The sequence below is a fragment of the Acinetobacter lwoffii genome (assembly GCF_024129855.1).
Taxonomy (GTDB): Bacteria; Pseudomonadota; Gammaproteobacteria; order Pseudomonadales; family Moraxellaceae; genus Acinetobacter; species Acinetobacter lwoffii_L.
Genome location: NZ_JAMXXC010000002.1, coordinates 139,452 through 165,323 on the forward strand (window position 1 = coordinate 139,452; position 25,872 = coordinate 165,323).

Here is a 25,872-nt window from a genome sequence, read left to right on the forward strand (position 1 = left end):
ACTCAGGGGACGCTAGCCATGCTATCTCGTTTATTAAAATGCAAAATTCACCGCGCTCACGTTACACATGCAGAACTACACTATGAAGGTTCATGTGCAATTGATGGCGTTTTGATGGATTTGGCTGGCATTCGTGAATACGAAGAAATTCATGTGTGGAACGTGACCAATGGTAAACGTTTTGCAACTTATGCAATTCGTGGCGAAGACAATTCAGGCATCATTTCAGTCAATGGTGGCGCTGCGCATCAAGCCGATGTAGGCGATATCGTGATTATTGCAACCTTTGGCGATTTCACTGAAGCTGAAGCGAATGCCCATCAGCCTCGCTTGGTTTATGCTAACCCAAATAATACAGTCAGCCACACCGCCAACTGTATTCCGGTACAAGTCGCATAATCTGATCAGACCAGATACCCAAAAGCTCGCACATTGCGGGCTTTTTTAATACCCGAATATTGACCTATTTAACTGCCCTCTCGCCAGCTTTTAGAGCTTTCACAGTTTAAGGGTTTTAATTGTTGATCCAGCAAATCAAATAACAAGGCCTTGCCATTTTCCTTCACTTTCAGCTCTGCAAATTTGGCGTTACGATAACAAGGCTCCAGACCCTCGGGGAACATGAAACTGTTAGCAGCAGGATACAAAGCCTCAAAAGTATTGCGTGGGTTTTTCAGCATTAATCGGGCTACACGTTCCGATTGATTGAGTGCACTTCGATCAAAACTGGTTTTAATAACTCTGCGCTGCTGCTCCAGCTGCACATAACTCATTACATGTGATTGATTTTTAAAATCTTCAATCTTTATGTCAGAAACAGGCTGTTCGGAACCATTCCCCGCTGCCACTGCGCTAAAATGCAGATCATAGTTCAGTACCATATAATCCCCTTGCAGGATCGAACGCGGATCGACTGGTGCCAACTCGACAAAGATACTGTCGCTTTTGGCCAGATGCCATTCATGCTGGACAATTAAACCTACGAATAAAGCAATACTAAAAATACTAAGATGCAGTGCCATAAACTTTTTCATCATGAGACCACTCCTGCTTTCAGCTGGAACTTCGGTGAACTCAACACATAAGCCAAAAGCAACACCAGCACACCTGAGGCAAAAATACTGACACTTTTAAATAAAAAACTTAGTCCCAGATTGTAATACAGCAGCCATAACCAGAAGATCAGTAGCAAAATGGTCAAGGCTTGCATCAATCGTTGTTGATTCACCATGGCCCAAGCCATAAACACTAAAATGATAAAAATTTCAAAGTAACCCAATGCAATCAGCAGAATTCCCGCAGCAGGAATGAGCCAGAGTTGAATTCGTGAAAATTGCTTGAGATGAATCCCGACAAAACTCAATAGCCAGAAAGCTGGCAAAATATAGAAAATCATGGCTTCATCTATACCATGTGGCTGCAATTGCTGAGCCACACCAAATTGCAGTAAACATTGAAAAATAGCCGTCACCACCAAAATACTAATCATCCATAAATTCATGCTTTTGGCATAAGCTGAAGCGAGCCAGTATCTCGCAGTAAGCAAAGCTCCTGTCAGAATGCTGTAATTCAGCAGCATGATCCACGTCAGCAGGCGCTGATCCTGAAAAAATGCATGTTGGTCGACCAGAACTGCAATTCCCAGTATATGTGCAAGTAACAACTGCAACAGCACCACCAGCCAATGCATACGACTCATGATAGTCAGCAGCGTAATGCCGACTTGTATCAGCCAAATCAGTAATAGGCTCTCTGTGAGTAATTGGGTATGAATCAATACCGCGGCCTGACCGCACACCCACAAACAATAAGCCAATTGCCGCAGAAAAACTGAGGGCTTGCTACGAATCAACCACCAGGCGACTGCGATAAAAATGACTCCCATCAGAATCGAAAAATTTCCCCAATAGGTCAGCAACAGCATGGCCAAGATCACACCAGCAATCCATGCGCCCAAGGCCAATGGAATGACCGAAAACCGGCTCTTGGGCAACAGCTTGATCAGCAAACCTGTAATAGCTGCAAACCAACTGAATATCAACAAAGCCAATACCAATAAGCCGGCGGCTGAATCCTGTAAATATTGCTCAGTGAGATCAAAAATCAGAATACTAAAACTCAGTGCCAGTCCTGCAATCAGTAAGCTGGTTTCAAGCTGTTGCTTTCGGGTATAGAAATAAGCACTGAATAAAATAGGCAGAACCAGCACCGAAGCCAAATACCAGATCGAATCCGAGTCGACAAACCGGAACATACTCACTACCGAAATGAGCACCACGACGGCGATAAACAGATAGCGCAAAACCGGATAATAACGTAAGGCATAGATCATACTTAGCCCAGTCAAAAGATTCAGACTGAGCAGATAAAGAGTTTCAGCACGCACTAACCAAAAGCTTTGTTTAAAATAAAAATACAGCGCCAGCTGGCTGACCACACAAAATAATGCAAAGATCCCAATATTCGGACGATACAGCCAAGGCAGCAACAGCAAAGCCCAAAGCAGAAATAACTGATAACTGTCAGCACCAGTCTGATAAATCTGTCCAATCACGGCCAGACTTAAGCCCAGCATTAGACCCGATACAGTATCCAGACTCTGTCTCACCCATTCCTGCTGGTCGAAGTAAATACTTGCTGTTGCACTACAGAGTAAAATCAGCATCGGGATTGCCAGCTGAACCGGATCCGGCAGCATCCACCAGTTCGCTGCCATTAAATACAGCAAACTGACCGTGATGAGTGCCAAGCCCAAGATTTTTAAATAACGTAGTACTTCTACATTGCAGAACAGCAAGGGCGAAAATTGATTATTTCGGATCAGCTCAGTTTTATGCATTGTTAGAATGATTGAAGGATTTCTAATCTTCCTCACACCATAGCATGTTTCCAGTATTTTGCTAAAAACCTGGGTAATTCAGATTATCTGTTTTGTTTATCTAAAATTCTGCAAATTACTTTCCATTTCAACCATCCCATCTTTTTAAAATCAGGACTATAATGTTCTTACATCGCTTCAGGGCGGGGTGTGATTCCCCACCGGTGGTAATTTCAGCTTTTTATAATTAGGCTTGAATTAGCCCACGAGCGGTCAATTTCGATTGATCTGCAGATCTGGTGCAAATCCAGAGCCGACGGTATAGTCCGGATGAAAGAAGACGAAAGCAGCACCAAGGCTGTATGCCGTGCATACACCTGTTTTTGCTATAAGCCTATTTTCACTCAGTCCTGAAATGTTCAATCATATTTTTAGTTTAGGTGAGCATTTCAATGTCAAGTTTGATTCAACCCGAAATTTTCTTTTCTGCTTTAGCCCCTGCTGAACAACGTATCCTTCAGGCACTCGAAGATCTCCGCCAAGGCAAACCTGTCTTGGTCATGGATGATTTTGACCGTGAAAATGAAGCCGATCTGATTGTGGCAGCTGAAACTTTAACTATAGAAACCATGGCGCGTATGATTCGTGATGGTTCCGGCATCGTTTGCTTATGTCTGACTGATGAGCTGGCAAACCATTTAGAGTTACCACCAATGGTACAAGATAACTCTAGCCAGTTTAAAACTGCCTTTACTGTAAGTATTGAAGCAGTAGAGGGTGTAACAACCGGTGTTTCTGCCAAAGACCGCACGACTACAATTAAAACAGCGATTAAAGACGGCGCAGTTGCCAGTGATCTGAATCGTCCTGGTCATGTATTCCCATTACGCGCCCGTGAAGGTGGTGTCTTAACCCGGCGTGGTCATACTGAAGGTACTATTGACCTTGCGCGTCTGGCTGGTTTAAAACCTGCCGGCGTGTTGTGTGAACTGACTAATCCGGATGGCAGCATGGCTTCTGGTATTCAAGTTCTCTCGTATGCACAGACGCATCAACTGAGCCTAATTACCATTGATGAACTGGTACAGTACCGCCAGCAACACAATATATAAGTCTATTTAAAAAGAAAATCCCGGCATTTGGTCCGGGATTTTTTGTGTCGTATATATTGATTGAATTAACTGAAGATGGAATAAATCCCATACAGTGCAACCATTAACAAGATCAAGCCACATAGCCCAAGTAAATGCGGATAAAGGTGAGACCGAGATAATCGCTGAAAACCCAGATACACCAGTGACAGGGTGAGAAAATCCAGAACAATCCAGCTAATTGTCAGAATCACCAAGCTTAAATCGAGGTTTGGGCTAATGCCTATAAATTGCGGAAAAAAGGCGGCAAAGAAAATAATATCCTTGGGATTAGAAATACCTACCAGAAAACCGGTACGAAAGCCACCCTGTACGGGCTGCAGGTTTTGTGGTCCAGTTGATCCCTGCCCTTGCCAGACTTCCCTGAAAATCTGAATTCCCAGCCAGGCAATATACAAACAGCCAAGTAGCTTAATGCCATTCAGCCAATTTTCGTTAACAACCAGAAGACCTTTTAGACTGAGAATGGATAAACCAATCAGAACCAGTGAGGCAAAGTTAGTCCCGAAAATAGTCTGCAAGGCATGCTTATAGCCGCCTTTGAGCCCAGCACTAGCGACCAGTAACATTACTGGTCCGGGCGTCGCGATCATGATTACTACGGCCAGACAATATAGCAGATATTCGGTAATATTCACCCCATTCCTCCTTGTCTAATATAGTCAGCATAAAAAAAGAGGACCTACTCGTCCTCTTCTTCCATCTGAATCAGATGCTGACTGATGCCATCTGCCCGCAGAAAAGCCAGATCATAACTGGCGGTAGCCAAGGCCAAGATCCGGCGCTCAAACTCGTCCCAGAGCGGACGCACCTGCTTATAATGGATGCCTAAACCACTATCGTCGGTAAAATGCCGTTTTTTTTCACAGAGCTTTAAAGCATGATACAGCTTGCGCCCTTTGGAAGCATCATCACGCAAGCGCACCCGTTTCGACAGCACAAAGGCCTGCACTTTGACAAGATCGGCATGCGGTAACAATGGCACCAGAATCTGATCCAGCTGTGCATCCAGTCGCTGCCACACAGCTCGATGCTGCTCAGCACTATACGTATTCCAGTGAATCACTTCATGATTAAAACGGCGGCAACCACGACATACCGCATCACCAAATACGGTCGAGCAACGCCCTGCACATGGGGTTAAAGACGCAATACGACGATCTGAACTCAAAACACACTCCAACGATACTGCAAATTTCAGTATCTGCATCACTGCACAAAATCCTGGGTCGGGCATGACTATACACGCTCTCCCCCATGAATTGAAGCCTGTTAAAAGACTTGCGTTTTACTCGCTTATTCACTCGAATCAAGCTAAAATATGCGCCTTTCAAATTATCATGCTACGTTGGAGTATTCCATGAACGCTACTGTAGAACAGCTTGCACCTGTAGAACAGCAAGCGACGACTGGTTGGGTTGTTGCCGCACTTTATCAATTCAAAGAAGTTCAAGATCCTGCCGATCTTCAGCAACGTCTTTTGGACCTGGTAAAACCCATCAACCTTTGCGGTACTCTAATTGTGGCAGGTGAAGGCATTAACGGTACGGTTGCAGGCGACCGTGCATCGATTGATCAAATTCACCAGTTCCTTCTAAATGAAGGTTTTAACGAAATGGAATACAAAGAATCTGACAGTTCTGAAAAGCCATTCCGTAAGATGAAAATTAAATTAAAAAAAGAAATCGTGACTTTAGGCGTGGAAGTAAAACCGCGTGATTTAGTCGGTCACTATCTTGATCCAAAAGAATGGAACGAACTGATTGCACGTGATGACGTGATTCTGGTCGATACACGTAACGATTACGAATACAAAGCCGGCACTTTCAAAGGCGCAATTGACCCGAAAACTGAAAGCTTCCGCGAATTCCCTGAATACGTGAAAAATAATCTGGAACAGCACAAAGACAAGAAGATTGCGATGTTCTGTACAGGTGGTATTCGTTGTGAAAAATCAACCTCTTTACTTCTTCAAGAAGGCTTCACTGAAGTTTATCACCTGAAAGGCGGTATTTTGAAATACCTGGAAGAAACCCCGGCTGAAGAAAGCATGTGGGAAGGTGAATGCTTCGTGTTTGATGGTCGTACTGCCGTAACGCACGGTGTTGAAAAAGGCCAAAACACCAAGTGTCATGCGTGTGGCTGGCCTTTACTTCCAGAAGAAGTTGCCCTCCCAAGTTATGAACATGGTGTCTCTTGTGTGTACTGTATTGACAAAACCTCGGAGAAACAAAAAGAAGGTTTCCGTATGCGTCAATCACAAATTTTAGCAGCAAAACGCAAACGCCTCTAATTTGGCCTTTTGTAATGAAATATATAAAAACCCTCTTCGGAGGGTTTTTTGTTTACATAAAAATCACAACAGTAATAAAACTCTTACCAATTCCTTACCAAGAACCTCATTTTTTTCCAAACAAGATTGTTAGTCTAATGATACGGTGATTTACAAGCTAAGTCTTTCATTATTAACTGAAATTTTTACTTGAAAAGGAATATAAAATGGCAGGCTCACTTGCTCGAGATTCAGACAATCTGGTTCAATTTCAACCAAAAGAAAATATAAAGCTGCAACGACTTCATCAAATTTCTGAAGAGCTTGAACAGCAGTCACATCTGTTCGTAGTTATCTTGGGAACCATTATTGGCGCAATCTTGGCGCTGTTCATTGGTTACCATATCAATACCAGCATCATGCATTTTATCCTGTTGAGTATTTTGCCGATCTGCTTGGCCTATTTCTTACGTAAAGTTTATATTTATACCCTGACACATAGCTGATTCTGTCTGATCATTTATATTCCAAGACTTTACCGCACAAAAAATACTGCTTAGGATACAGGCAGTATTTTTTATTTTGCCAATCATATGAATCTGACCGAATGGATTATTTCCGTCATGGAGCAACTGGGCTACTGGGGCATTGCCCTGCTCATGTTCCTGGATAATGTCTTCCCGCCAATCCCTTCCGAAATTATTATGCCTTCCGCGGGCTATTCCGCCTCTCAGGGCGAGTTAATACTCTTCGGGGTCATCATGTCCGGCTGTATCGGCTCTCTACTAGCAGCCGCCTTGCTATACTGGATTGGCTATAAATTTAACCATGATTCTATTTTTAAATTTGTCGATCGTTATGGCAAATATTTATTTATTAAATCAGAGGATGTGAAAAAATCACTCCGTTGGTTTGAGCATTATGGTCACCGGATTGTGTTTTTTGGCCGCATGATTCCTGCCGTCCGCTCGCTGATCAGCATTCCTGCCGGCATGAGTCATATGCCCTTCTGGAAATTTATGTTCTACAGCGCACTTGGAACCATCATCTGGACTACGTTTCTGGCCTGTGTCGGATTTTATTTTGGCGAAAACCAGCAGTTGATGCAGCAAATTTTTAGTAAAGTCAGTTATGTGATTATTGCCATTGTTGCGGTAATTATTATCTGGATTTTCTACCGTAGACAGCAGCGTAAAAATCATCCATCCTGAGGAAGATCCCTTAAGGAGGTTAAAACGATGACGCATTATCTTAAATATTTTGCCACCGTTTATCTGACCTTGGTTCTATTGGTAGGCATATTCATCTATGTATTCAATCTGGGCGCCATTCTGCTGATTCCTGCCCTGATTGCTTCTGCCTTTCTCAGTGCCCGATACTTTGTTAAGAAAGAACTTCGTTTGCCGACTCAGCAAGAGAAAAGCAAACTGGTCTGGGGCTCCACTATTATTGCCATGACATTCGGGTTTATCTTTTTAGTTGTGGTCATCTGGATGAACCCGCAGACAGATGAGATTTATAGAACCATCACCTATACAGGAAGAGGAACAAATTCATTCCTGGTGGCTGCAAGCATTGCCTTACATGCCTTGCTGTTTCATATCGCCTACAATGCTTATGCACGCTATAGTCTGGCGAAGCGTACAGGCTTGGAAAGAAAATAGGGTCGAGTAGATCTCAAAGATGCAAAAAGGCCAAAGCTAAAAAAAGCACCCTGCGGTGCTTTTTTTATGAATTATTCTGGAGTGTGATACATCAGATACAATTCATTTAAGTTTTCTGGAATTTCTTCTGCAAGTTCATCCATTAACTGACCATTGCGACGGAAAGTTTCCATTTGTGGATCTTCATCATCAATGCCACTAAAGACCATGATTGGCAGAGTTAAATCCACCAGTTGCTCTTCAAATTCTTCAGTAAACCAAGCGTCTTCGTTCAGGAACATGGCATCTACAAAGCCCACACTCCAGTCACCCAGGCTTGATTCAGTGTCTGCTTCTTCAATTTCAAACGGGAACGTAATCCCTTCTTCATTGGCTAAGCTTTGACGAATAGACTCTAACCATGCTTGCACCTGAGTGATGATTTCTGCAGGCACTTTCTTTTGATTACTATCAAAAAGTTCGTCTAACCATTTGTCGAATTTTGGGCCTACTGCAATAGCACATAAGAAACCATGGGTTGCCGCGAAATCTAGACCATGTTCATTTTGGTCACCATCTAGATATTCACTCAACAGGTCTAAATCTAAAGCACTCATCTAACATCCAAACTTAGAAAACCGAAAGGTTTAGCATAGCATTTATTCAAGCTATGCTAAATCCGAATTCGTTAATCTTCGTCATCAAAATCGTCGTCATCGTCGAAGTCATAGTCAAAATCTTTGAGTTCGCGCTCTAAACGACGTTGGGTCAGTAGATCATCGATCAGACGACGTTTTTCCAACGACTCTTTAGCACTGAGCTTGCTAGAAGCCTCATCGAAATTAACATCATCTTCACCGAAGTTATCATCTAGTTCAAAATCTGTAGAAGACACTAAAACTTCCTCATGAGTGAAAAATGTAAAAGGATTTAAGCGCTATTTATCGTGCCTAAAATAACAAGTCAAGTTTTATTTGGATTTTCGTATTTTTAATTTGTAATTAGGGGTTTTTTCTGTCTCAATTGTGTGCCATGATATAATCCACCCTGCGTCCTTATGTTTTTTGATTCTCCTTTTTTGAGTCATAAACAGACACGCATGGGATGAACTTGAAAACAACAAATTCACCCCCATCTTAAATTACTGAATTTCATTTTAAATATTTTATCAGACAGCTTTCATGCTGAATTCTCTGATGAAATATATAGGCTATTCACTAAATTTAACGAGCTTAAATCGTGCAGCATTGTACGGTTTTTTACTGCCACAGATTCAACGAAGAGTAAGCAAAAGATGAGCGATATGACTTCCCCTACTTCTCAAGTAGCGGCTCTGATTAGCCGAGGCAAAGAACAAGGTTATTTAACCTTCGCTGAGGTTAACGATCATCTGCCGGACTCCATCACAGAAAGCGAGCAGATTGAAGATATCATTCAGATGCTGAATGACGTCGGTATTCCGGTACATGATCGCGCGCCTGAATCTGATGATACGATGTTCGAAGATACTGCAGAAGCGGCGGATGAAGTTGCAGAAGAAGAAGCTGCAGCCGTACTTGCATCGGTAGAAAACGAGCCAGGTCGTACCACTGACCCTGTACGTATGTATATGCGTGAAATGGGTACAGTAGAACTTCTGACTCGTGAAGGCGAAATCAGCATCGCAAAACGCATCGAAGAAGGTATTCGTGATGTTTTGCACTCGATTGCTTACTGGCCGAATGCGGTAGAAGTGGTACTGCAAGAATACAAAGATTATGAGGCGGGCGAACGCCGTCTTGCTGACCTTTTATCAGGTTATTTAGATCCTGAATCAGATGAAGAAATTCCTGAAGTTCTAGAAGAAGTTGTTCTGGCTGAAGATGAGACTGACTCGAAAAAATCGACCAAAGATGTAAAACTGGACGATGATGAAGAGGAAGAAGAAGCAGATTCTGATGATGAATCAGAAGCAGATTCTGGTCCAGATCCTGAAATTGCTAAAGCGCGTTTTACTGAACTGGAAAATGCGTGGCTGAATACCAAAGCAACTATTGAAAAACATGGTCGTGACAGCAAACAGGCTGAAGAAGCTTTGCAGGCACTTGCAACTGTATTCATGATGTTCAAATTTACCCCGCGTCTATTTGATATCATTTCTGAAATGATTCGTGGTACCCATGATCAAATTCGTGGTGCAGAACGTGAAGTGATGCGTTATGCAGTACGTCGTGGCCGTATGGATCGCACCCAGTTCCGTACCAGCTTCCCGGGCCAAGAATCGAATCCAGCCTGGTTAGATGAGCAGATCGCAAAAACACCTGCAGACCAGAAAGCTTATCTGGAAAAAGTACGTCCAGACGTATTGGCCTTCCAGCAAAAAATTGCCGATATCGAGAAAGAGCTTGGCCTTGATGTAAAAGGCATTAAAGACATTGCCAAACGTATGGCCGTCGGTGAAGCCAAAGCACGTCGTGCCAAGAAAGAAATGGTTGAAGCGAACTTGCGTTTGGTAATTTCGATTGCGAAGAAATATACCAACCGTGGCTTGCAATTCCTGGATCTGATTCAGGAAGGTAACATCGGTCTGATGAAAGCCGTAGACAAGTTTGAATACCGTCGTGGTTATAAATTCTCGACTTATGCAACTTGGTGGATTCGTCAGGCAATCACCCGTTCGATTGCGGATCAGGCCCGTACCATTCGTATTCCGGTACATATGATTGAAACGATCAACAAGATCAACCGTGTATCTCGTCAGCTTCTACAGGAAATGGGTCGTGAACCGACTCCTGAAGAGTTGGGTGAACGTCTGGAAATGGACGAAGTTAAAGTACGTAAAGTACTGAAAATCGCCAAAGAACCGATTTCGATGGAAACACCAATCGGTGATGATGAAGATTCGCATCTGGGTGATTTCATTGAAGACAGCAACATCACGTCACCAATTGATGCTGCAACGTCTGAAGGCCTGAAAGAAGCAACACGTGAAGTTCTGGAAAACCTGACTGAACGTGAAGCCAAAGTCCTGAAAATGCGTTTTGGTATCGACATGCCGACCGACCATACTTTGGAAGAAGTTGGCAAACAGTTTGACGTAACACGTGAACGTATTCGTCAGATTGAAGCGAAAGCACTGCGTAAACTTCGCCATCCATCACGTTCAGAACACTTACGTTCATTCCTTGAGAATGATTAAAATTTGATGCTTATTCTGGAGACTTGAAATTTGATCATCAGTCTCCATTTAAGTAGCCAAGACAAACCCAAACGCCTGCATGATTGCAGGCGTTTCAAATCAGGGGGACTACCATGTTAGACCGTACACCATCTCGTGAACTTCAAGAACATCTTTGGGTTTTCCCTATGGATTATCCGATTAAACTGATTGGCCTTGCGGGCGATGAATTGCGTCATGCTGTCATCGACATTTTTCTGAAACATTTTCCAGATTTTGAAGGTGATAGCGTCAGTATTACGCCATCACGTACTGGAAAATACCATTCCATTACCGCACAACTGCGCTTTTTGGAACTGGAACAGGTTCATGCAGTATATGCAGATTTGGCCGCTTGCCCGCTAATTAAAACAGCACTGTAATCGAAAATACAAAAGACACGCTTTCGGGCGTGTTTTTTTTATGCCTATGCAGCGCTAAGATACCCATGAAATATTGCTGATCTCACCCCTATTTCATGCCGAAATCATTATAATTATGACCAGTTTTTTATAATTACCAAGGACACTTCCTGTGACTGATGTGCTGCAAAAGCCCGAGCTGATCATTCGTCAATATCACGACCTCACACCTTATGAAGATCGTTTTCTGGAAATGAAAACATTTACGGAAACCCGTGATGAACATAGCCCGGATCAATTGTGGATTTTGCAACATCAGGATGTACTGACTCAAGGTCAGGCAGGCAAACCGGAACATATTTTAATACCAAGCAATATTCCGGTGATTCAGACCGATCGTGGTGGTCAGGTGACCTGGCATGGTCCCGGTCAATTGGTGGCTTACTTCATGTTTGACTTGAATCGTCTGGGCTGGAATGTGCGCACCCTGGTGTCTTATGCTGAAAACCTGATGATTGATTTGCTAAAAAAATATGGCATTGATGCCTATGCCAAACCGGATGCACCTGGTGTATATGTGGCTGAACGTAAAATCGGCTCACTCGGTTTTAAAATTCGCAAAGGCCGTAGCTACCATGGTCTGTCCCTAAATCTAGATTGTGATCTGAGCGGATTCAACACCATTAACCCTTGTGGCTATGCAGGACTGGAAATGGTGCGCATGATTGACCTGCTCGAACAACCGCCTCAATTCAGCCAGTTGTGCACTGAAATTATTGAAACTTTGCGTCACAGCGGGTACTTTAAGCAAGTAACTGTCGAGCAAAGATAAAGCCTTTGCATTTCAGCCCCAAATAAATTAGAGTATTTACTCTAAACTAATAATATTGAGATAGGGATCATCACGTGATTGCGACTAAATCCGTAAAACCCGCTTTGCAGCTTGCCTATGTCAAACTCATGATGGATGTGATTGGCCGAGGTCTGGTCATGGCAAGTCAGGTGGATGAAGAAATCAAACAGGAAGTGGCCCATTTTCCAGAAAATTTTACTCTTTCCATGAAAGTCTTTCCGCATGGCCCGGCCTTTGTAGCGCGGGTCACTGAGGACAAACAACTGGAACTGGTTAAAAATCTGGAAAAAGCACCTGATTTGATCATTACCTTTAAACATCTGCACCATGCCTTTTTGGTGTTTTCTTTTCAGGAAAGTACCTCACAGGCTTTTGCCCATGACCGTATGATTGCTGATGGCGATATTTCCAATGCCATTCGCCTCGTTCGCTGCCTGAATAAAATGGAAGCACTGATTTTGCCGAAAATGGTGGCACAACTGGCAGTGAAAGAATATCCAAGCAATCTAAGCCTAAAAGAAAAACTAAGCGAAGCGAGCAGTATTTATCTAAAAATCGCTCAATCCTATTTAAAACGGAGTGTATAACATGGCTAAACCTTATTATGAATTTTTCTGTCCGGTCAAAGTGATTGCCGGTCATGCCGCGTTAGAACATATTCCGTTTGAACTTGCGACTTTAGGGGCCAAACGTCCGCTCATCATTACCGACAAAGGCGTCCGTGCCAACAATTTGTTGGCACCAATTGAAGCTGCATTTGAAATGGCAGATGCTGCAATTGTAGCGATTTTTGATGACGTCCCACCCGACTCTAGCTTGGGTACAGTACGCAGTGCAGCAAAACTGTATCGCGAAAATCATTGTGATGCGATCATTGCTGTGGGCGGTGGTTCAGTTATTGATACCTCTAAGGCAACCAATATTCTGGTCTCTGAAGGCGGTGATGACCTGCTGAAATATTCGGGTGCACATAACCTGCCTAAACCGCTGAAACCGTTCTTTGTGATTCCAACCACGTCTGGTACAGGTTCAGAAGTGACCATGGTCGCTGTCGTGTCGGACACTGAAAAGAACGTCAAAATGCCGTTCGCCTCTTATTATCTGATGCCGCATGCTGCGATTCTGGATCCCCGCATGACCCAGACCTTGCCGCCGCATTTAACCGCCATGACCGCGATGGATGCTATGACCCATGCGGTTGAAGCTTATACCTGCATGGCAGCCAATCCAATTTCGGATGCTTATGCGACTGCCGCAGTCAAAAAGATCAGTACCCATCTATTTAATGTGCTCGACAACCCTTCCGATGCACAAGGCCGTCTGGAACTGGCACAGGCATCGACCATGGCGGGAATTGCATTTTCCAACTCGATGGTCGGCATTGTGCATTCACTGGGGCACTCATTGGGTGCAGTGGTACACCTGCCGCATGGTTTATGCATGAACTTATTCCTGCCTTATGTGCTGGAATACAACAAAGAGGTCAATGGCGATAAAATTGCAGATCTGCTCCTGCCTTTGGCGGGTGCCGATATTTATGCACAAACGCCAGCGCATCTACGTGCTGACAAAACCATTGCGACGATTCTGACCATGCGTGACCGGATTTACAGTCTGACCAAATTACCGCGTACATTACGTGAAACCGGTAAGATTTCTGAAGCCCAGCTCGATGAAGTGGCAGAGAAAGCCCTGAATGATGGTTCCATCATTTATAACCCGAAAGAAGCCACCCTGGAAGATTTAAAATCTATCTTAAAAAAGGCTTGGTAATTACTGAAAAATAAGCCAATATAGCCGAAATTCCAGCCTGATGTTTTTTTAAACATCAGGCTTTTATCTTGCATAAGAAAAAATTCGATTTCTATTTTTGAATGGCACATTTTATGCAGGACAAAAGTCAAAAAAATAGCTAGCAAAAGCCGTTCTTTTCAAGTAGATTGGCGGACTTTTATAGAAAACTGTAGGGGGGATCGTTCGTCTCAAACGATCCTTATAAATATGACTGATCCTTGATCAACGATTAAGAGGATAACGCCGTTGACTAATATCTCTGGGACTCAATCGGCAGCTAAACTGCAAAAAACGCTGGGACTCTGGCACATCATTATTATTGGTTTAGCTTATATTCAACCCATGACCTTGTTTGATACATTTGGTCTGGTATCTGAAGAAAGTAACTTCCACGTTCCTACCTCTTACATTTTTGCACTGATTGCAATTTTGTTAACCTCCTTGAGCTATGGTCATATGATTCGTCGCTACCCTTCTTCGGGTTCGGCCTATACCTATGCGCAAAAATCCATCCACCCGAACGTAGGTTTCATGGTGGGTTGGTCATCATTACTGGATTACCTGTTATCGCCAATGGTCAATATCATCTTGGCGGTGATTTATCTGGAAGCACTTTTCCCAGACATGAACCATTGGGTTTGGGTCATTGGTTTAACCGCCTTTATGACCGCGATTAACCTTCGTGGTGCGAGATTTGTTGCCAACTTCAACAGTATGATTGTATTCGTACAATTGGGCGTCATTGCATACTTCACCTGGATGGTTTACCAACTTCTGGAAGGTGGCGTAAATGCAGACGGCACACTGGTCGATGCAAAGTACCAACTGTGGAGTTTAGAGCCATTCTGGAATGAGTTTACTTCTGTTGCTGCCCTGATTACCGGTGCAACCTTACTGTGCTTCTCATTCACAGGTTTTGACTCTTTGAGTTCTCTGGCTGAAGAAACTAAAGATACCGAAAAAACCTTACCTAAAGCGATTTTCTTGACTGCATTATTGGCAGGTATCATCTTTATCATCAGTACTTACTTCATGCAGATCTTCTTCCCGAATGATCCAAAAACTTACTTTGAAGATATCGCTGCAACACAGCCGGATATTTTACAAGCTGTCGGTGGCGTGGCGTTTAAAACAGTCGTACTTTACTTCGCGATTGTGACAGTTATGGCTTCTGGTATTTCAGCACATGCGGGTGTATCACGTCTGATGTACGTGATGGGTCGTGATGGCGTGATCAACAAGAAGATCTTCGGTCATATTAGCCCGAAAAACTATACACCTTCATACAACATCTTAATCGCTGGTGCAGTGGCTTTAACTGCTGGCTTTATGGATCTTGATTTTGTGGTGTCGTTGATCAGCTTTGGTGCCTTAACTGCATTCAGTTTCGTTAACTTGTCGGTGATTTCACGTTATGCATTACGTGATGGTCGTACCAAGAGTGCTAAAGAGATCATGAACTTTGTCGTGGTTCCTTTACTTGGCTTCATTTCAGTCTTTGCTCTGTGGCTAGAAGTCGATGAAGCTTCGCTTAAATACGGTCTGATCTGGGCATTTGGCGGTATCTTGTACTTGGGCTATAAAACTAAAGGCTTCAAGCACCCTGCTCCTCAGCACAATGAATTTGACGATAAATAATATCGTTTTTCTTCAAATAAAAAAGGCGCTTCATGCGCCTTTTTTATGTCTGTCATGTTTTGATTTTACTAATGCAGATAGCAATCAAAACCCATCTGGGTATTGACCCGATTATTTTCATAACCCAGTTTCTCAATAAACAGACTGCGATTAGACAATAACTTTTGCTCTTCCGGACCTAAACGGGCTTTATTCTTGACGGCCAGTTGATACATTTCATCCACGACATCTTGAAAAATATCACAGACTTCCTCACGCTTGGCAGGCTTTAATTTACGCCCCCGCCAAGTCCATTGAAAATCATCTGAATTCAGGCTCTGCCCCCATTTTTCAATACGCGTATCTAAGCGTTTCTGCATGTTTAGTAAACCCTGCTGTATTTCTGCCTGAGTAATGGGCTGAACTTCCTTTGTTGCCGATGTGGCGGCACTGCCCTCTTCCGCACTCACGGAAGCCGCAATAGATCCAAGGCAACATGCGATGATAAGTTTTAATAGAGGCTTCAAGGCTGCACCTTTTGTTATATTTGATGAAGTTATAAACTCAAGCATACAACGAAGTGAAAAGCAGTTTATCTATTTGTTACACAAAATAAAAAAGCCACCCAAAGGCAGCTTTTAGAATCATCACAGATTTCAGCTTAAAGCGTTTTAAAACCTTGCTGACGCCAAGCTTCGTAGACAATTACTGCAGTGGCATTCGACAAGTTCAAACTTCGGGAGTTTTCTGCCATCGGTAAACGAATCCAGTGCTTTTGCGGAAACATCATACGAACATGTTCAGGCAGACCACGAGTTTCCGGACCCATTAACAAGGCCACAGGACGGTTTAAATCCGAAGTATGCGGTGTTTCAGAACCTTTGGTGGTCAATGGATAGATTGCATCCAGCCCAATGCCTTTGCTTGCCAAATCGGCCAGACAGTCTTCGATGTTTTCCCAAATCTGCATATTGGCATATTCGTGATAATCCAGACCGGCACGTTTCAGCTTTTTGTCATCCAACTCAAAACCCAGCGGCTTGACCAGATGTAACTGTGCTCCTGTATTGGCACACAGACGAATAATATTGCCTGTATTTGCAGGAATTTCAGGCTCATATAAAACAACGTGGATCACAGCTTACTCACTCAATATATTTAATTCAGACACAACATTCGTCTTGCGCTCGGGGCAAAGCAGTGCTTTGCTTATCCTCTTACTTCAGGCACAGCCTTCGTCTTGCGCTCGGACAAAGCAGTGCTTTGCTTATCCTCTTACTTCAGGCACAGCCTTCGTCTTGCGCTCGGACAAAGCAGTGCTTTGCTTATCCTCGCTCATGCCATTGCAATTGTTCACGTAAGCGTACAACTTCACCAATAATGGTCAAAGTCGGGGCTTGAATCTGATGTTCGGACACTTTGGATGCAATATCAGCAAGCGTTCCTACTACAACTTTCTGTTCAGGCGTCGTACCTTTAGAAACCAAGGCCACTGGCATGTCGGCTCGCTGACCATGAGCGATTAATTCTGCACAGATTTTCTCCAGTCCCACCAACCCCATATAAAGCACTAAGGTCTGGTTTTCATAGACCAACTCACTCCAAGGCAATTCTGGCGAACCTTCTTTTAAGTGACCGGTCAGGAAACGCACACTTTGCGCATAATCACGATGGGTTAATGGAATACCGGCATAGGCTGAACATCCTGAAGCTGCGGTAATCCCTGGAACCACCTGGAAAGTAATCCCAGCAGCGAATAGCTCTTCAATCTCTTCACCGCCACGCCCGAATATAAATGGATCACCGCCTTTCAGACGACATACCCGCTTTCCTTCACTGGCGTATTTGACCAACAAAGCATTAATCCCATCTTGCGGAACCGCATGATTGGAACGTGCCTTACCCACATAGATCTTTTCCGCGTCGCGACGGCACAGCTCCATAATTGGTGCTGAAACCAGTCGGTCATAAATCACCACATCGGCTTGCTGCATCAAACGTAAGGCTTTTAAGGTCAACAACTCCGGATCACCCGGACCCGCACCGACTAGATAGACCTCTCCTTTCGGCTGTTGCCATTCTTGTAATGCTTGCTCGATCAGGCGATCTGCTTCCGCGATATTGTCGTTAAACACTTGCTCTTTTAGCGGACTGGCATATAAATCTTCCCAGAAAATACGGCGTTCATCCGGATTGATAATTTTAGCCTTAACCGCACTGCGCCATTTTCCTGAAAATTCAGCCAGCTTGCCCATACCATGCGGAATAGCGGCTTCTAACTGAGTACGGATCTGCCGCGATAACACGGGCGACGTACCATTCGATGCGACCGAAATGACCAATGGCGAACGGTCAATAATCGCTGGCACCATAAACCGACAATGCGGTGGATCATCGACGCTATTGACCAGGACATTTTCCGCTTCACACAGTTCAAAGACCTGACGATTGGTCTCTGCATCATCAGTCGCCGCAATCACCAGTCGATATGAACGTAATGCAACTTCAGGATGAAAAGCGGCCTGGACATATTGCCCTTGGCTATTTTGCACAATTCGCAGCAGACTCTCTTCAATTTCAGGCGCAATCACATGAATGATCGCACCCGCTTTTTGCAGGAGAAGTGCTTTACGGTATGCAATATGTCCACCACCGACAATCAGACAAGGTTGCTGTTGCAACTTTAACGAGATTGGAAAAATATCCACGAACTACCTCAAAATTTTAAATCTGACTGTCTATGCAATTTTCATGCACATTTAGGGATGCTTAGATCAACAATTAGTCGATATAAGTCGCCCCACCCATATATGGACGTAATACTTCAGGAATCTCAATCGAGCCATCAGCGCGTTGATAGTTTTCCATCACTGCAAGTAAAGTACGACCCACGGCCAGACCTGAACCATTCAAGGTATGCACAAATTCAGTTTTCTTCTGATCAGCACGGTAACGCGCTTTCATACGACGCGCCTGGAAATCACCCATGTTTGAACAAGATGAAATTTCACGGTAAGTATTTTGGCTTGGTACCCAAACTTCCAAGTCATAAGTCTTGGTCGCACCAAAGCCCATGTCACCACCGCAGAGTAAAATTTTACGATATGGAAGTCCGAGTGCTTGCAAAATGCCTTCAGCATGGCCAGTCAACTCTTCAAGCACTTGCATCGAAGTTTCAGGCTTCACAATTTGAACCATTTCGACTTTGTCAAATTGGTGCTGACGAATCAAACCGCGGGTATCACGACCATAAGAACCTGCTTCACTACGGAAACATGGCGTATGCGCTGCATATTTCAGTGGCAGACGGTCTGCATCAATAATTTCATCACGTACGAAATTCGTCACTGGCACTTCAGCAGTCGGAATCAAATAAAACTCTTTTTCGCCCTGTAGCTTAAACAGATCTTCTTCAAATTTCGGCAGCTGACCTGTACCGCGCAATGAGTCAGCATTGACCAGATAAGGTACATAGGCTTCAGTATAGCCATTTTGATCAGTATGCGTATTTAGCATGAACTGGGTAATGGCACGTTGTAAACGTGCTAATGGACCTTTTAGTACACTAAAACGTGAACCGGTTAATTTGGTCGCGGTTTCAAATTCCAGACCGCCCATTATTTCGCCTAGATCCGTATGATCTTTGATTTCGAAATCAAATTCACGTGGTGTACCCCATTTCAGGATTTCCACATTATCGCTTTCGTCTTTACCTTCAGGCACAGCTTCATCGGGCAAGTTTGGAATAGACAGTAATTTTTCTTCAAGCTCAGCTTGCAGTTCAGCCAGAGCTGCTTCAGCCGCTTTGATTTCATCACCAATCGCAGACATGCGCGTCATGATTTCAGATGCGTCGCCACCTGCTTTTTTAATTTGACCGACTTGTTTGGCACCGGCATTACGTTCAGCTTGCAAGGTTTCTGTCTTGGACTGAATCTCTTTACGGCGTGCTTCTAGGGATGCCCACTCTTCAACATTGAGTTGAACACCACGTTTTGCCAAGGCTACATTTACAGCCTCAATATTATTTCTGAGTAATTTCGGGTCGATCATAATCAATCTTTGCAGAAGAAAAAAACTGGCTATAGTGTAAGCTCTTAACGTCAAAAAATACAGTGACCCTGACCCTAGCTGCGTCCTATTAGCACAATATTTAGGAAGCTGCCTGCTGCAAAATGGCTAAATATTCAGGGCGAATCACTTCATTTAAATCCGCATAGGACACTTTTAATTCAGGCATTCCTGCTGCTGCCGGAGCTAGTTCGCCTGCCGGATACACCATCACCAGACCTGTTGTATCAAAATAATAGTTATCACTCAGTTTTAACTGCTGTTGTTGAATCCCTTGCGTATTCAGCCATTGAGTATTGGCCTGATACATTGCATTCAGCAGTTTCTGCTCACCGCCATTTAATAACAGTTGAGACAAAGCCAAACGTTTGTTCTGTTTTAGATCAAAATTGATATATTCCACATGTTTCAGAGAAGCATTTTTATTCCTTGCCAGATTGGAACTTTTTAAGGCAAAGGTTGCCAGATGAGCACGCTGACCGACAAATTCCACCTTGATAAAGCGCTGATCCAGATAATGAGGCTCATTGGCTTTTTTAGGATTCTTCTGGGTGACTTTGGTGAATGCCACAGGTTCAGTATGCTGAATGCGCTCAATAAAATATTGATTGATCCAGTCAGTATTGCTGTCCACTGTTTGCAGATCAAAGCGTACACAGCCTTCTACTTCACACACCACTCTGGCTGCCCCTTTCACAGGAACGATCTTGGCTTCAATCTGCACCACCCGATCTGTGCGCGCGAGCGTTGCCACTGAGCTGGATTGAGGTTGACAACCCAACATACCCACAGTAAGTAATAAGACAGCGTAGATTCCAGCAGTTTTAAATAAATTAATCTTCATTCGGAGCTCCCAAAATTTTGCAATTTCAATGACTCGACTTTTATTTATTCTAAGACGCTCTTCTATCTAGATATAGCTGAACCTTGTAGCCTGTCCAAAACAATCCTGATGATCGGCAATAAAAAAGCAACCTCGAAAGGTTGCTTTTTTTATCTGGTTCATATTGATGCTTATTGATCAATGATGTCCGTACCTTTTGGTGGGGTAAAGTTAAAGGTAGAGGCTGGAATACTGCTATTTACTTTTACATTGCTAAATTTGATATTGGTGGTTTGTCCCAATGAATCCTGCAAGATCATCAAGCTTGGTGCTTTGTTTGCGCCAAAGCTAATGGTCAGGCTTTCAAACACACCATCGGTATTTTTAGGATACAGCGTGTAATAGGTTTTGCCTTTATTTGGCTGAGTCACCCGGTAAGACTGCATAATCTGGCTGGTGTTTCCTGACAGCAATAACGCCGGTGTATTAGCAACCTGCTCATCTAAGCTTTGACGAACGGCTTGTTGCAAGTCAGGATCATAAATCCATACGGTTTTACCCGTGGTTGCAATGACTTGCTTCGACGGTGCGGTCGTTTCCCAATAGAATTTACCCGGACGCGCGACTTTCATCACCCCTTTAAAGGTTTGATTCATATGTTGTGCAGTCAAACCTTTTTTCTGGGTCGCTCTCGGATTGGTCACCTTGGTGCTTTGCTCGAAATTTGCCGTCATGCTACGCACATGATTGAGTTGCTTGACCAGACTGGCTGTTGCCTGTTGCTCCGAAGCTGCCACAGGTGCAGCAAACACGGTTGTACTCATCACCGGTGCTAAAGTCACTGCACCCAGAGCCATAGCACAGACGGTTTTACGAAGCATATTCATAATTTCACCTTTATATTTTGCGTGATCGCAATTTATTTGATAGCTCATCTTAAACGAAAATTAAAAGCTAAAATGATAGAAAATAAGAACTTTTGTATTGTTATTAATTCGAAACCGGTTTTTTTGTTCATCATTATGAAGATTTCAGGACAATTTTTACATTATGGAATGTCGCTTAATCTGCCTATTAATTTTCAGGCATAAAAAAACCCACAATAACTGTGGGCTTTTTTCTATCTCAGCGAATTACGCGTCAACAGATACGTAGCGACGGCCGAATTGACCTTTCACTTCGAATTTTACTACGCCATCAGCAGTAGCAAATAATGTATGGTCACGACCCATACCAACGTTTTGACCAGCGTGGAATTCAGTACCACGTTGACGAACGATGATGTTACCTGCAGTTACAGTTTGACCACCGTAAACTTTAACACCTAACATCTTAGGATTCGAATCACGACCGTTCTTAGTCGAACCACCGGCTTTTTTAGTTGCCATGTCTATTTACTCCTCGTAATTAGCCTGAAATAGCTGTAATTTTCAACTCAGTGAACCATTGACGGTGACCTTGTTGTTTACGGTAGTGTTTACGACGACGCATTTTGATGATGCGGATTTTGTCGTGACGACCATGGCTAACTACTTCAGCAGTTACAGTAGCACCAGCAACAACTGGAGCACCGATTTGAATGCTTTCACCGTTAACAAGCATCAATACGTCATCAAACGTAATAGTCGCGCCAGTTTCAGCTTTCAATAATTCTACTTTAAGGGTTTCACCCTCAACTACACGGTGCTGTTTACCACCGCTTTGGATTACTGCGTACATAATGTACTCCAAACAAGCCCGTGTCGTCGTGCCGATAAAGGAATATATCGAACTTAAGACGTACGCCACTGGGGGGATATCTAAGGGCGAGGATTTTAAGGGATATTCAAAAAAACAACAAGCCATTTTACTGAAATAATAATGAGCAGGATGCGCTAATTATTTAACTATTAAATAATTTCTATCAAATCAAATACTCAAGATATATTCAGCAACAAAATAATACAGCAGAAATCCGGCCAGTTTGATTAATATACTCAGCCTGACGAATAGGGCCACGCCCCTGACCTTTCCTGATTTTTATGGCTCAAAATATGGATCGAATCTACATAAGATCTATAAAAAGCTGATTTTTAGTGGAGTTTATGCATTTCTTAGGTTTCACTCATGTTATAAATTGTTAAACTACGCCCAGCGATTTACCAGACTAGAGGTTTTCTTTCACATGACCATCGACTTTAAGCAAGACATTCTCGCTCCTGTTGCTAACGACTTTGCTGCGATGGACACATTCATTAATGAAGGAATTACCTCAAAAGTTGCATTAGTGATGGCCGTCAGCAAACATGTGGTAGAAGCGGGTGGCAAACGTATGCGCCCGATTATGTGCCTTTTGGCCGCCAAGGCATGCGGTGCTGAAAATTTAGAACCGCACCGTAAACTGGCTGCAATCATTGAGATGCTGCATACCGCAACACTAGTGCATGATGATGTAGTAGATGAATCGGGTCTGCGTCGCGGCCGTCCGACGGCCAATGCTACCTGGAATAACCAGACTGCGGTTTTGGTGGGTGACTTTCTGATTTCACGTGCTTTTGATTTGCTGGTCGATCTGAACAACATGGTGTTGCTCAAAGATTTTTCGACCGGTACCTGTGAAATTGCTGAAGGTGAAGTGCTGCAACTGCAATCCCAGCATCAGCCGGAAACCACTGAAGCGACTTATTTGAATATTATTCATGGCAAAACCTCGCGCCTGTTTGAACTGGCCACCGAAGGTGCTGCTATTTTGTCGGATAAAGATGAATTCCGTCAGCCTTTAAAAACCTTTGCCGGACATTTCGGCAATGCTTTCCAGATTATTGATGACATTTTGGACTACACTTCCGACGCGGACACGCTCGGAAAAAATATTGGTGATGATCTCATGGAAGGCAAACCGACCCTGCCATTGATTGCAGCACTGAAAAACACCACCGGTGAGCAACATGAAATCATCCGTCGCAGTATTGCGACTGGCGGTACGGAACATCTGGAACAGGTCATTCAGATTGTCAATGAATCTGGTGCGCTGGATTATTGCCGTCAACGTGCCACTGAAGAAACTGAAATTGCAATTGATGCCTTGCAAGCATTACCTGACTCCGAATATCGTCAGGCCCTGATTAATCTGGCCAAACTGGCCCTACATCGAATTCAGTAACTTTTAAACTCGCCTATGCATATTAATTTTCTAGATCTTTTCCAAAACATGCAGCACCAGCTTGAACAACCTCGGGCGGTGCTGGATGAAAATCTTCTGATTGAACTGGTTGAAAGAATCAGACCAGAAGACAGCAGAAATACCGAAGAGATCGAAGCGAAATTCAATGCATTTATCCGGGCTTTATTACTCACCCCGAATGCGGTTGCCACGCTTCAAACCTTTACCCTGCGGATCATTAACCGCTATAAACAAACCGGTCTGTTTTCCGATACCGGTATTTTGTCTCTGGATGGGTTCTGGAACCAGCTGAATCAGCGCCTTGGCGCGCATGTCTTACCGCTGATTCCCGACCATCAGCAACTCCAGGAATTATTCCGCAAGGTTTTTTATCAACGTACTGATAAATACTGGCTAGACTATTTTGATGAAGATGACTGGCAACGTTTATTTACAGTCCTGAATCAGGGACATTCCAATCAGCCTGAAAAAACCCGAATCAAAGATCAACTGATCAAGGCACTGACCATTTTGTCTTACCGGATCAGTGGTATTGGTCTGCACCCTGAATTTATTAATGCCCAGCCTGAACTGATGGAATATGAATCTCCCTTTCTGGTACAGAATCGTGAGATTAACGAGTTTATTCAGGAATATAAAAAACGTTACAACACAGTCACCCTAGTCGATTCGATTACCCCACCGGATGCCTCACAAGCACTGGTGATGCTGGAACAATGTCATGATGTCGTGGCCAAGATTCGCCGTTCTACCAAGCGGACTGGCGTCAGTGTCAGCCTGACCTATATGCTGGCACTGCTAGAACAGTGTCTGGAACGGGTTGAGATTCTGCTGAATATGGTCATGGATGACGATGATCTGCGTTATCAATCCATTGGCCTGTTTATGGCGGACATTACTGAAGCAATTTATAGTGAACGCAGTGTGCGGGCCCTGCTGGCCACCAATAGTGAACTTTTGGCTTTACAAGTGACTGAAAATGCCAGCAAGACCGGTGAACATTATGTGAGTACCGACAAGCAAGGCTTTCTGGCCATGTATAAATCGGCTGCAGGTGCTGGTGCCATCATCGCGACGATGGCCACCTTAAAAGTTCTGATGACACGCCTCACCATGGCCCCTTTGATGCAGGCCTTTAGCTATAGCATGAACTATTCGCTGGGCTTTATGCTGATTCATGTGCTGCATTTTACCGTAGCGACCAAACAACCGGCGATGACTGCTGCCGCACTGGCGGCTACTGTACAGCAGCGTAAAGGCTCGAAAATGGCTCAAATTGCCGAGCTGGCCGCGCTGATTGTAAATATCATCCGCACCCAGTTTGTCGCTATTTTGGGCAATATTTCGATTGCGATTCCTGTAGCAGCATTGATTACCTTGTTGTGGGATTTTGCGCTGCATGAACCTTTAATGAATCATGCCAAGGCTGCCAAAACCCTGCATGACCTGAATCCGTTTACTTCATTGGCGATTCCACATGCAGCGATTGCCGGAGTATGTTTATTCCTGTCCGGATTATTGGCCGGTTATTTTGACAATATGGCCGTTTATCGCAAAGTCGGCCCGCGACTGAAAGCCCATGTGCGTTTATCGCAGCTGATGGGGCAAGAGCGTCTTTACCGTTTTGCTGACTATATTGAACGTAATCTGGGTGCACTGGCGGGTAATTTTATTTTCGGGATCATGCTCGGCAGTATGGGCACCATTGGTTTTATTCTCGGTCTGCCACTGGATATTCGCCATATCGCCTTTGCCTCTGCCAACTTTATTCAGGGTCTAATTACGATCAATGGTCCCGATATCGGCTTGATCGTAGTGTCTTTTCTGGGTGTGTTACTCATTGGCCTGACCAACTTGTTTGTCAGTTTCACTCTGACGATTATTGTAGCCTTACGCGCACGCCGGGTGCGTTTTGAACAGTGGAAACCTTTGGCAAAACTGGTCATGACGCACTTCCTGACCCGACCTAGTGATTTCTTCTGGCCACCCAAGCAAAGCATTGAAATTGACGAAAATCATACATCGACAAAAACTCAAAACTGAGATAATTACACTATATTTAGCAACAAATTCCTTACGAAAAAAATGGAATTCGCATAAAATACGCAC

The 25,872-nt window shown here is 43.8% G+C and carries 28 protein-coding genes and 1 riboswitch; of the genes, 14 read left to right on the forward strand and 14 right to left on the reverse strand.

The window, feature by feature from the left end:
- Window positions 1-18: 18 nt before the first annotated feature.
- On the forward strand, window positions 19-399 hold the full coding sequence (panD, locus tag NI465_RS02470) for an aspartate 1-decarboxylase (RefSeq protein ID WP_004280606.1): 381 nt from the start codon (window positions 19-21) through the stop codon (window positions 397-399).
- 68 nt (window positions 400-467) lie between these two features.
- Here panD and NI465_RS02475 read toward each other — a convergent pair whose 3' ends face one another.
- Together NI465_RS02475 and NI465_RS02480 are read right to left on the reverse strand one after the other, a co-directional pair.
- Window positions 468-1,034: a GDYXXLXY domain-containing protein gene (locus NI465_RS02475; protein WP_034439601.1), complete on the reverse strand. Its 567-nt coding sequence runs from the start codon at window positions 1,032-1,034 to the stop codon at window positions 468-470.
- On the reverse strand, window positions 1,034-2,839 hold the full coding sequence (locus NI465_RS02480) for a DUF2157 domain-containing protein (RefSeq protein ID WP_180086316.1): 1,806 nt from the start codon (window positions 2,837-2,839) through the stop codon (window positions 1,034-1,036). Before NI465_RS02480 ends, NI465_RS02475 begins: the two co-directional genes overlap by 1 nt.
- Window positions 2,840-3,009: 170 nt before the next feature.
- A riboswitch (FMN riboswitch) is annotated at window positions 3,010-3,164 on the forward strand.
- Window positions 3,165-3,270: 106 nt separating this feature from the next.
- Here NI465_RS02480 and ribB point away from each other — a divergent pair.
- On the forward strand, window positions 3,271-3,930 hold the full coding sequence (gene ribB / locus NI465_RS02485) for a 3,4-dihydroxy-2-butanone-4-phosphate synthase (protein WP_044108711.1): 660 nt from the start codon (window positions 3,271-3,273) through the stop codon (window positions 3,928-3,930).
- A 65-nt stretch (window positions 3,931-3,995) separates the two neighbouring features.
- Here ribB and NI465_RS02490 read toward each other — a convergent pair whose 3' ends face one another.
- Both NI465_RS02490 and NI465_RS02495 read right to left on the reverse strand, forming a co-directional pair.
- A complete protein-coding gene (locus NI465_RS02490; RefSeq protein WP_253144173.1) occupies window positions 3,996-4,607 on the reverse strand; it encodes a LysE family translocator in 612 nt (203 codons plus the stop codon).
- A gap of 44 nt (window positions 4,608-4,651) precedes the next feature.
- The gene (locus NI465_RS02495; protein WP_253144175.1) at window positions 4,652-5,140 is read right to left on the reverse strand and encodes a DUF1289 domain-containing protein; all 489 of its coding nucleotides are present in this window, start codon (window positions 5,138-5,140) and stop codon (window positions 4,652-4,654) included.
- A gap of 189 nt (window positions 5,141-5,329) precedes the next feature.
- Between NI465_RS02495 and trhO the strand changes: the two genes are divergently transcribed.
- The 4 genes from trhO (at window position 5,330) to NI465_RS02515 (ending at window position 7,905) form a co-directional block, all read left to right on the forward strand.
- Window positions 5,330-6,262, forward strand: a complete 933-nt coding sequence (gene trhO, locus NI465_RS02500; RefSeq protein ID WP_253144177.1) for an oxygen-dependent tRNA uridine(34) hydroxylase TrhO — start codon at window positions 5,330-5,332, stop codon at window positions 6,260-6,262.
- Between the two features lie 206 nt (window positions 6,263-6,468).
- A complete protein-coding gene (locus tag NI465_RS02505) occupies window positions 6,469-6,747 on the forward strand; it encodes a hypothetical protein (protein ID WP_005103989.1) in 279 nt (92 codons plus the stop codon).
- Window positions 6,748-6,834: 87 nt separating this feature from the next.
- Window positions 6,835-7,452, forward strand: a complete 618-nt coding sequence (locus NI465_RS02510) for a DedA family protein (RefSeq protein ID WP_253144178.1) — start codon at window positions 6,835-6,837, stop codon at window positions 7,450-7,452.
- A 27-nt stretch (window positions 7,453-7,479) separates the two neighbouring features.
- Window positions 7,480-7,905, forward strand: a complete 426-nt coding sequence (locus tag NI465_RS02515; RefSeq protein WP_044108703.1) for an ABZJ_00895 family protein — start codon at window positions 7,480-7,482, stop codon at window positions 7,903-7,905.
- A gap of 71 nt (window positions 7,906-7,976) precedes the next feature.
- Here NI465_RS02515 and NI465_RS02520 read toward each other — a convergent pair whose 3' ends face one another.
- Both NI465_RS02520 and NI465_RS02525 read right to left on the reverse strand, forming a co-directional pair.
- Window positions 7,977-8,501: a YecA/YgfB family protein gene (locus NI465_RS02520; protein WP_004280621.1), complete on the reverse strand. Its 525-nt coding sequence runs from the start codon at window positions 8,499-8,501 to the stop codon at window positions 7,977-7,979.
- Window positions 8,502-8,572: 71 nt separating this feature from the next.
- Window positions 8,573-8,779, reverse strand: coding sequence for a PA3496 family putative envelope integrity protein (locus tag NI465_RS02525; RefSeq protein ID WP_004280622.1), 207 nt, complete (start codon window positions 8,777-8,779; stop codon window positions 8,573-8,575).
- A 351-nt stretch (window positions 8,780-9,130) separates the two neighbouring features.
- Here NI465_RS02525 and rpoD point away from each other — a divergent pair, with 351 nt between their 5' ends.
- The 6 genes from rpoD to NI465_RS02555 all read left to right on the forward strand — a co-directional run bounded on the left by rpoD (window position 9,131) and on the right by NI465_RS02555 (window position 15,727).
- A complete protein-coding gene (rpoD, locus tag NI465_RS02530; protein WP_228128822.1) occupies window positions 9,131-11,062 on the forward strand; it encodes an RNA polymerase sigma factor RpoD in 1,932 nt (643 codons plus the stop codon).
- 113 nt (window positions 11,063-11,175) lie between these two features.
- Entirely contained in the window at window positions 11,176-11,463 is a 288-nt protein-coding gene (locus tag NI465_RS02535) for a YbeD family protein (RefSeq protein ID WP_004280625.1), read from the forward strand.
- Window positions 11,464-11,614: 151 nt separating this feature from the next.
- Complete coding sequence (gene lipB / locus NI465_RS02540; protein ID WP_044108702.1) at window positions 11,615-12,274, forward strand: lipoyl(octanoyl) transferase LipB; 660 nt, start codon at window positions 11,615-11,617, stop codon at window positions 12,272-12,274.
- Window positions 12,275-12,348: 74 nt separating this feature from the next.
- Window positions 12,349-12,882 carry a hypothetical protein gene (locus tag NI465_RS02545; protein ID WP_004645797.1) on the forward strand — a complete coding sequence of 178 codons (534 nt, stop codon included), beginning with the start codon at window positions 12,349-12,351 and terminating at the stop codon, window positions 12,880-12,882.
- Window position 12,883: 1 nt separating this feature from the next.
- Window positions 12,884-14,068 carry an iron-containing alcohol dehydrogenase gene (locus tag NI465_RS02550; RefSeq protein ID WP_004280629.1) on the forward strand — a complete coding sequence of 395 codons (1,185 nt, stop codon included), beginning with the start codon at window positions 12,884-12,886 and terminating at the stop codon, window positions 14,066-14,068.
- Window positions 14,069-14,335: 267 nt separating this feature from the next.
- A complete protein-coding gene (locus tag NI465_RS02555; protein ID WP_004280630.1) occupies window positions 14,336-15,727 on the forward strand; it encodes an APC family permease in 1,392 nt (463 codons plus the stop codon).
- A gap of 68 nt (window positions 15,728-15,795) precedes the next feature.
- Here NI465_RS02555 and NI465_RS02560 read toward each other — a convergent pair whose 3' ends face one another.
- From NI465_RS02560 to rplU, 8 genes are all read right to left on the reverse strand, one after another.
- Window positions 15,796-16,278, reverse strand: coding sequence for a hypothetical protein (locus NI465_RS02560; RefSeq protein WP_004645798.1), 483 nt, complete (start codon window positions 16,276-16,278; stop codon window positions 15,796-15,798).
- A gap of 89 nt (window positions 16,279-16,367) precedes the next feature.
- Window positions 16,368-16,844, reverse strand: coding sequence for a tRNA (cytidine(34)-2'-O)-methyltransferase (locus NI465_RS02565; RefSeq protein WP_005106302.1), 477 nt, complete (start codon window positions 16,842-16,844; stop codon window positions 16,368-16,370).
- A gap of 187 nt (window positions 16,845-17,031) precedes the next feature.
- Window positions 17,032-18,414, reverse strand: coding sequence for a siroheme synthase CysG (cysG, locus tag NI465_RS02570; protein WP_247143056.1), 1,383 nt, complete (start codon window positions 18,412-18,414; stop codon window positions 17,032-17,034).
- Between the two features lie 73 nt (window positions 18,415-18,487).
- Window positions 18,488-19,759, reverse strand: coding sequence for a serine--tRNA ligase (gene serS / locus NI465_RS02575; RefSeq protein ID WP_253144180.1), 1,272 nt, complete (start codon window positions 19,757-19,759; stop codon window positions 18,488-18,490).
- 100 nt (window positions 19,760-19,859) lie between these two features.
- Window positions 19,860-20,621: an RsiV family protein gene (locus NI465_RS02580; RefSeq protein WP_253144182.1), complete on the reverse strand. Its 762-nt coding sequence runs from the start codon at window positions 20,619-20,621 to the stop codon at window positions 19,860-19,862.
- 170 nt (window positions 20,622-20,791) lie between these two features.
- The gene (lolA, locus tag NI465_RS02585) at window positions 20,792-21,487 is read right to left on the reverse strand and encodes an outer membrane lipoprotein periplasmic chaperone LolA (protein ID WP_004280638.1); all 696 of its coding nucleotides are present in this window, start codon (window positions 21,485-21,487) and stop codon (window positions 20,792-20,794) included.
- 246 nt (window positions 21,488-21,733) lie between these two features.
- Window positions 21,734-21,988 (reverse strand): 50S ribosomal protein L27, encoded by a 255-nt coding sequence (rpmA, locus tag NI465_RS02590; RefSeq protein ID WP_004280639.1) that lies wholly within the window; start codon window positions 21,986-21,988, stop codon window positions 21,734-21,736.
- Between the two features lie 19 nt (window positions 21,989-22,007).
- Window positions 22,008-22,319 carry a 50S ribosomal protein L21 gene (gene rplU, locus NI465_RS02595; RefSeq protein ID WP_004280640.1) on the reverse strand — a complete coding sequence of 104 codons (312 nt, stop codon included), beginning with the start codon at window positions 22,317-22,319 and terminating at the stop codon, window positions 22,008-22,010.
- 445 nt (window positions 22,320-22,764) lie between these two features.
- Here rplU and sdsA point away from each other — a divergent pair, with 445 nt between their 5' ends.
- Together sdsA and NI465_RS02605 are read left to right on the forward strand one after the other, a co-directional pair.
- Complete coding sequence (gene sdsA / locus NI465_RS02600; RefSeq protein ID WP_004280641.1) at window positions 22,765-23,742, forward strand: All-trans-nonaprenyl-diphosphate synthase; 978 nt, start codon at window positions 22,765-22,767, stop codon at window positions 23,740-23,742.
- A gap of 15 nt (window positions 23,743-23,757) precedes the next feature.
- Window positions 23,758-25,806: a site-specific recombinase gene (locus tag NI465_RS02605; RefSeq protein WP_253144184.1), complete on the forward strand. Its 2,049-nt coding sequence runs from the start codon at window positions 23,758-23,760 to the stop codon at window positions 25,804-25,806.
- The last annotated feature ends 66 nt before the right edge of the window (window positions 25,807-25,872 follow it).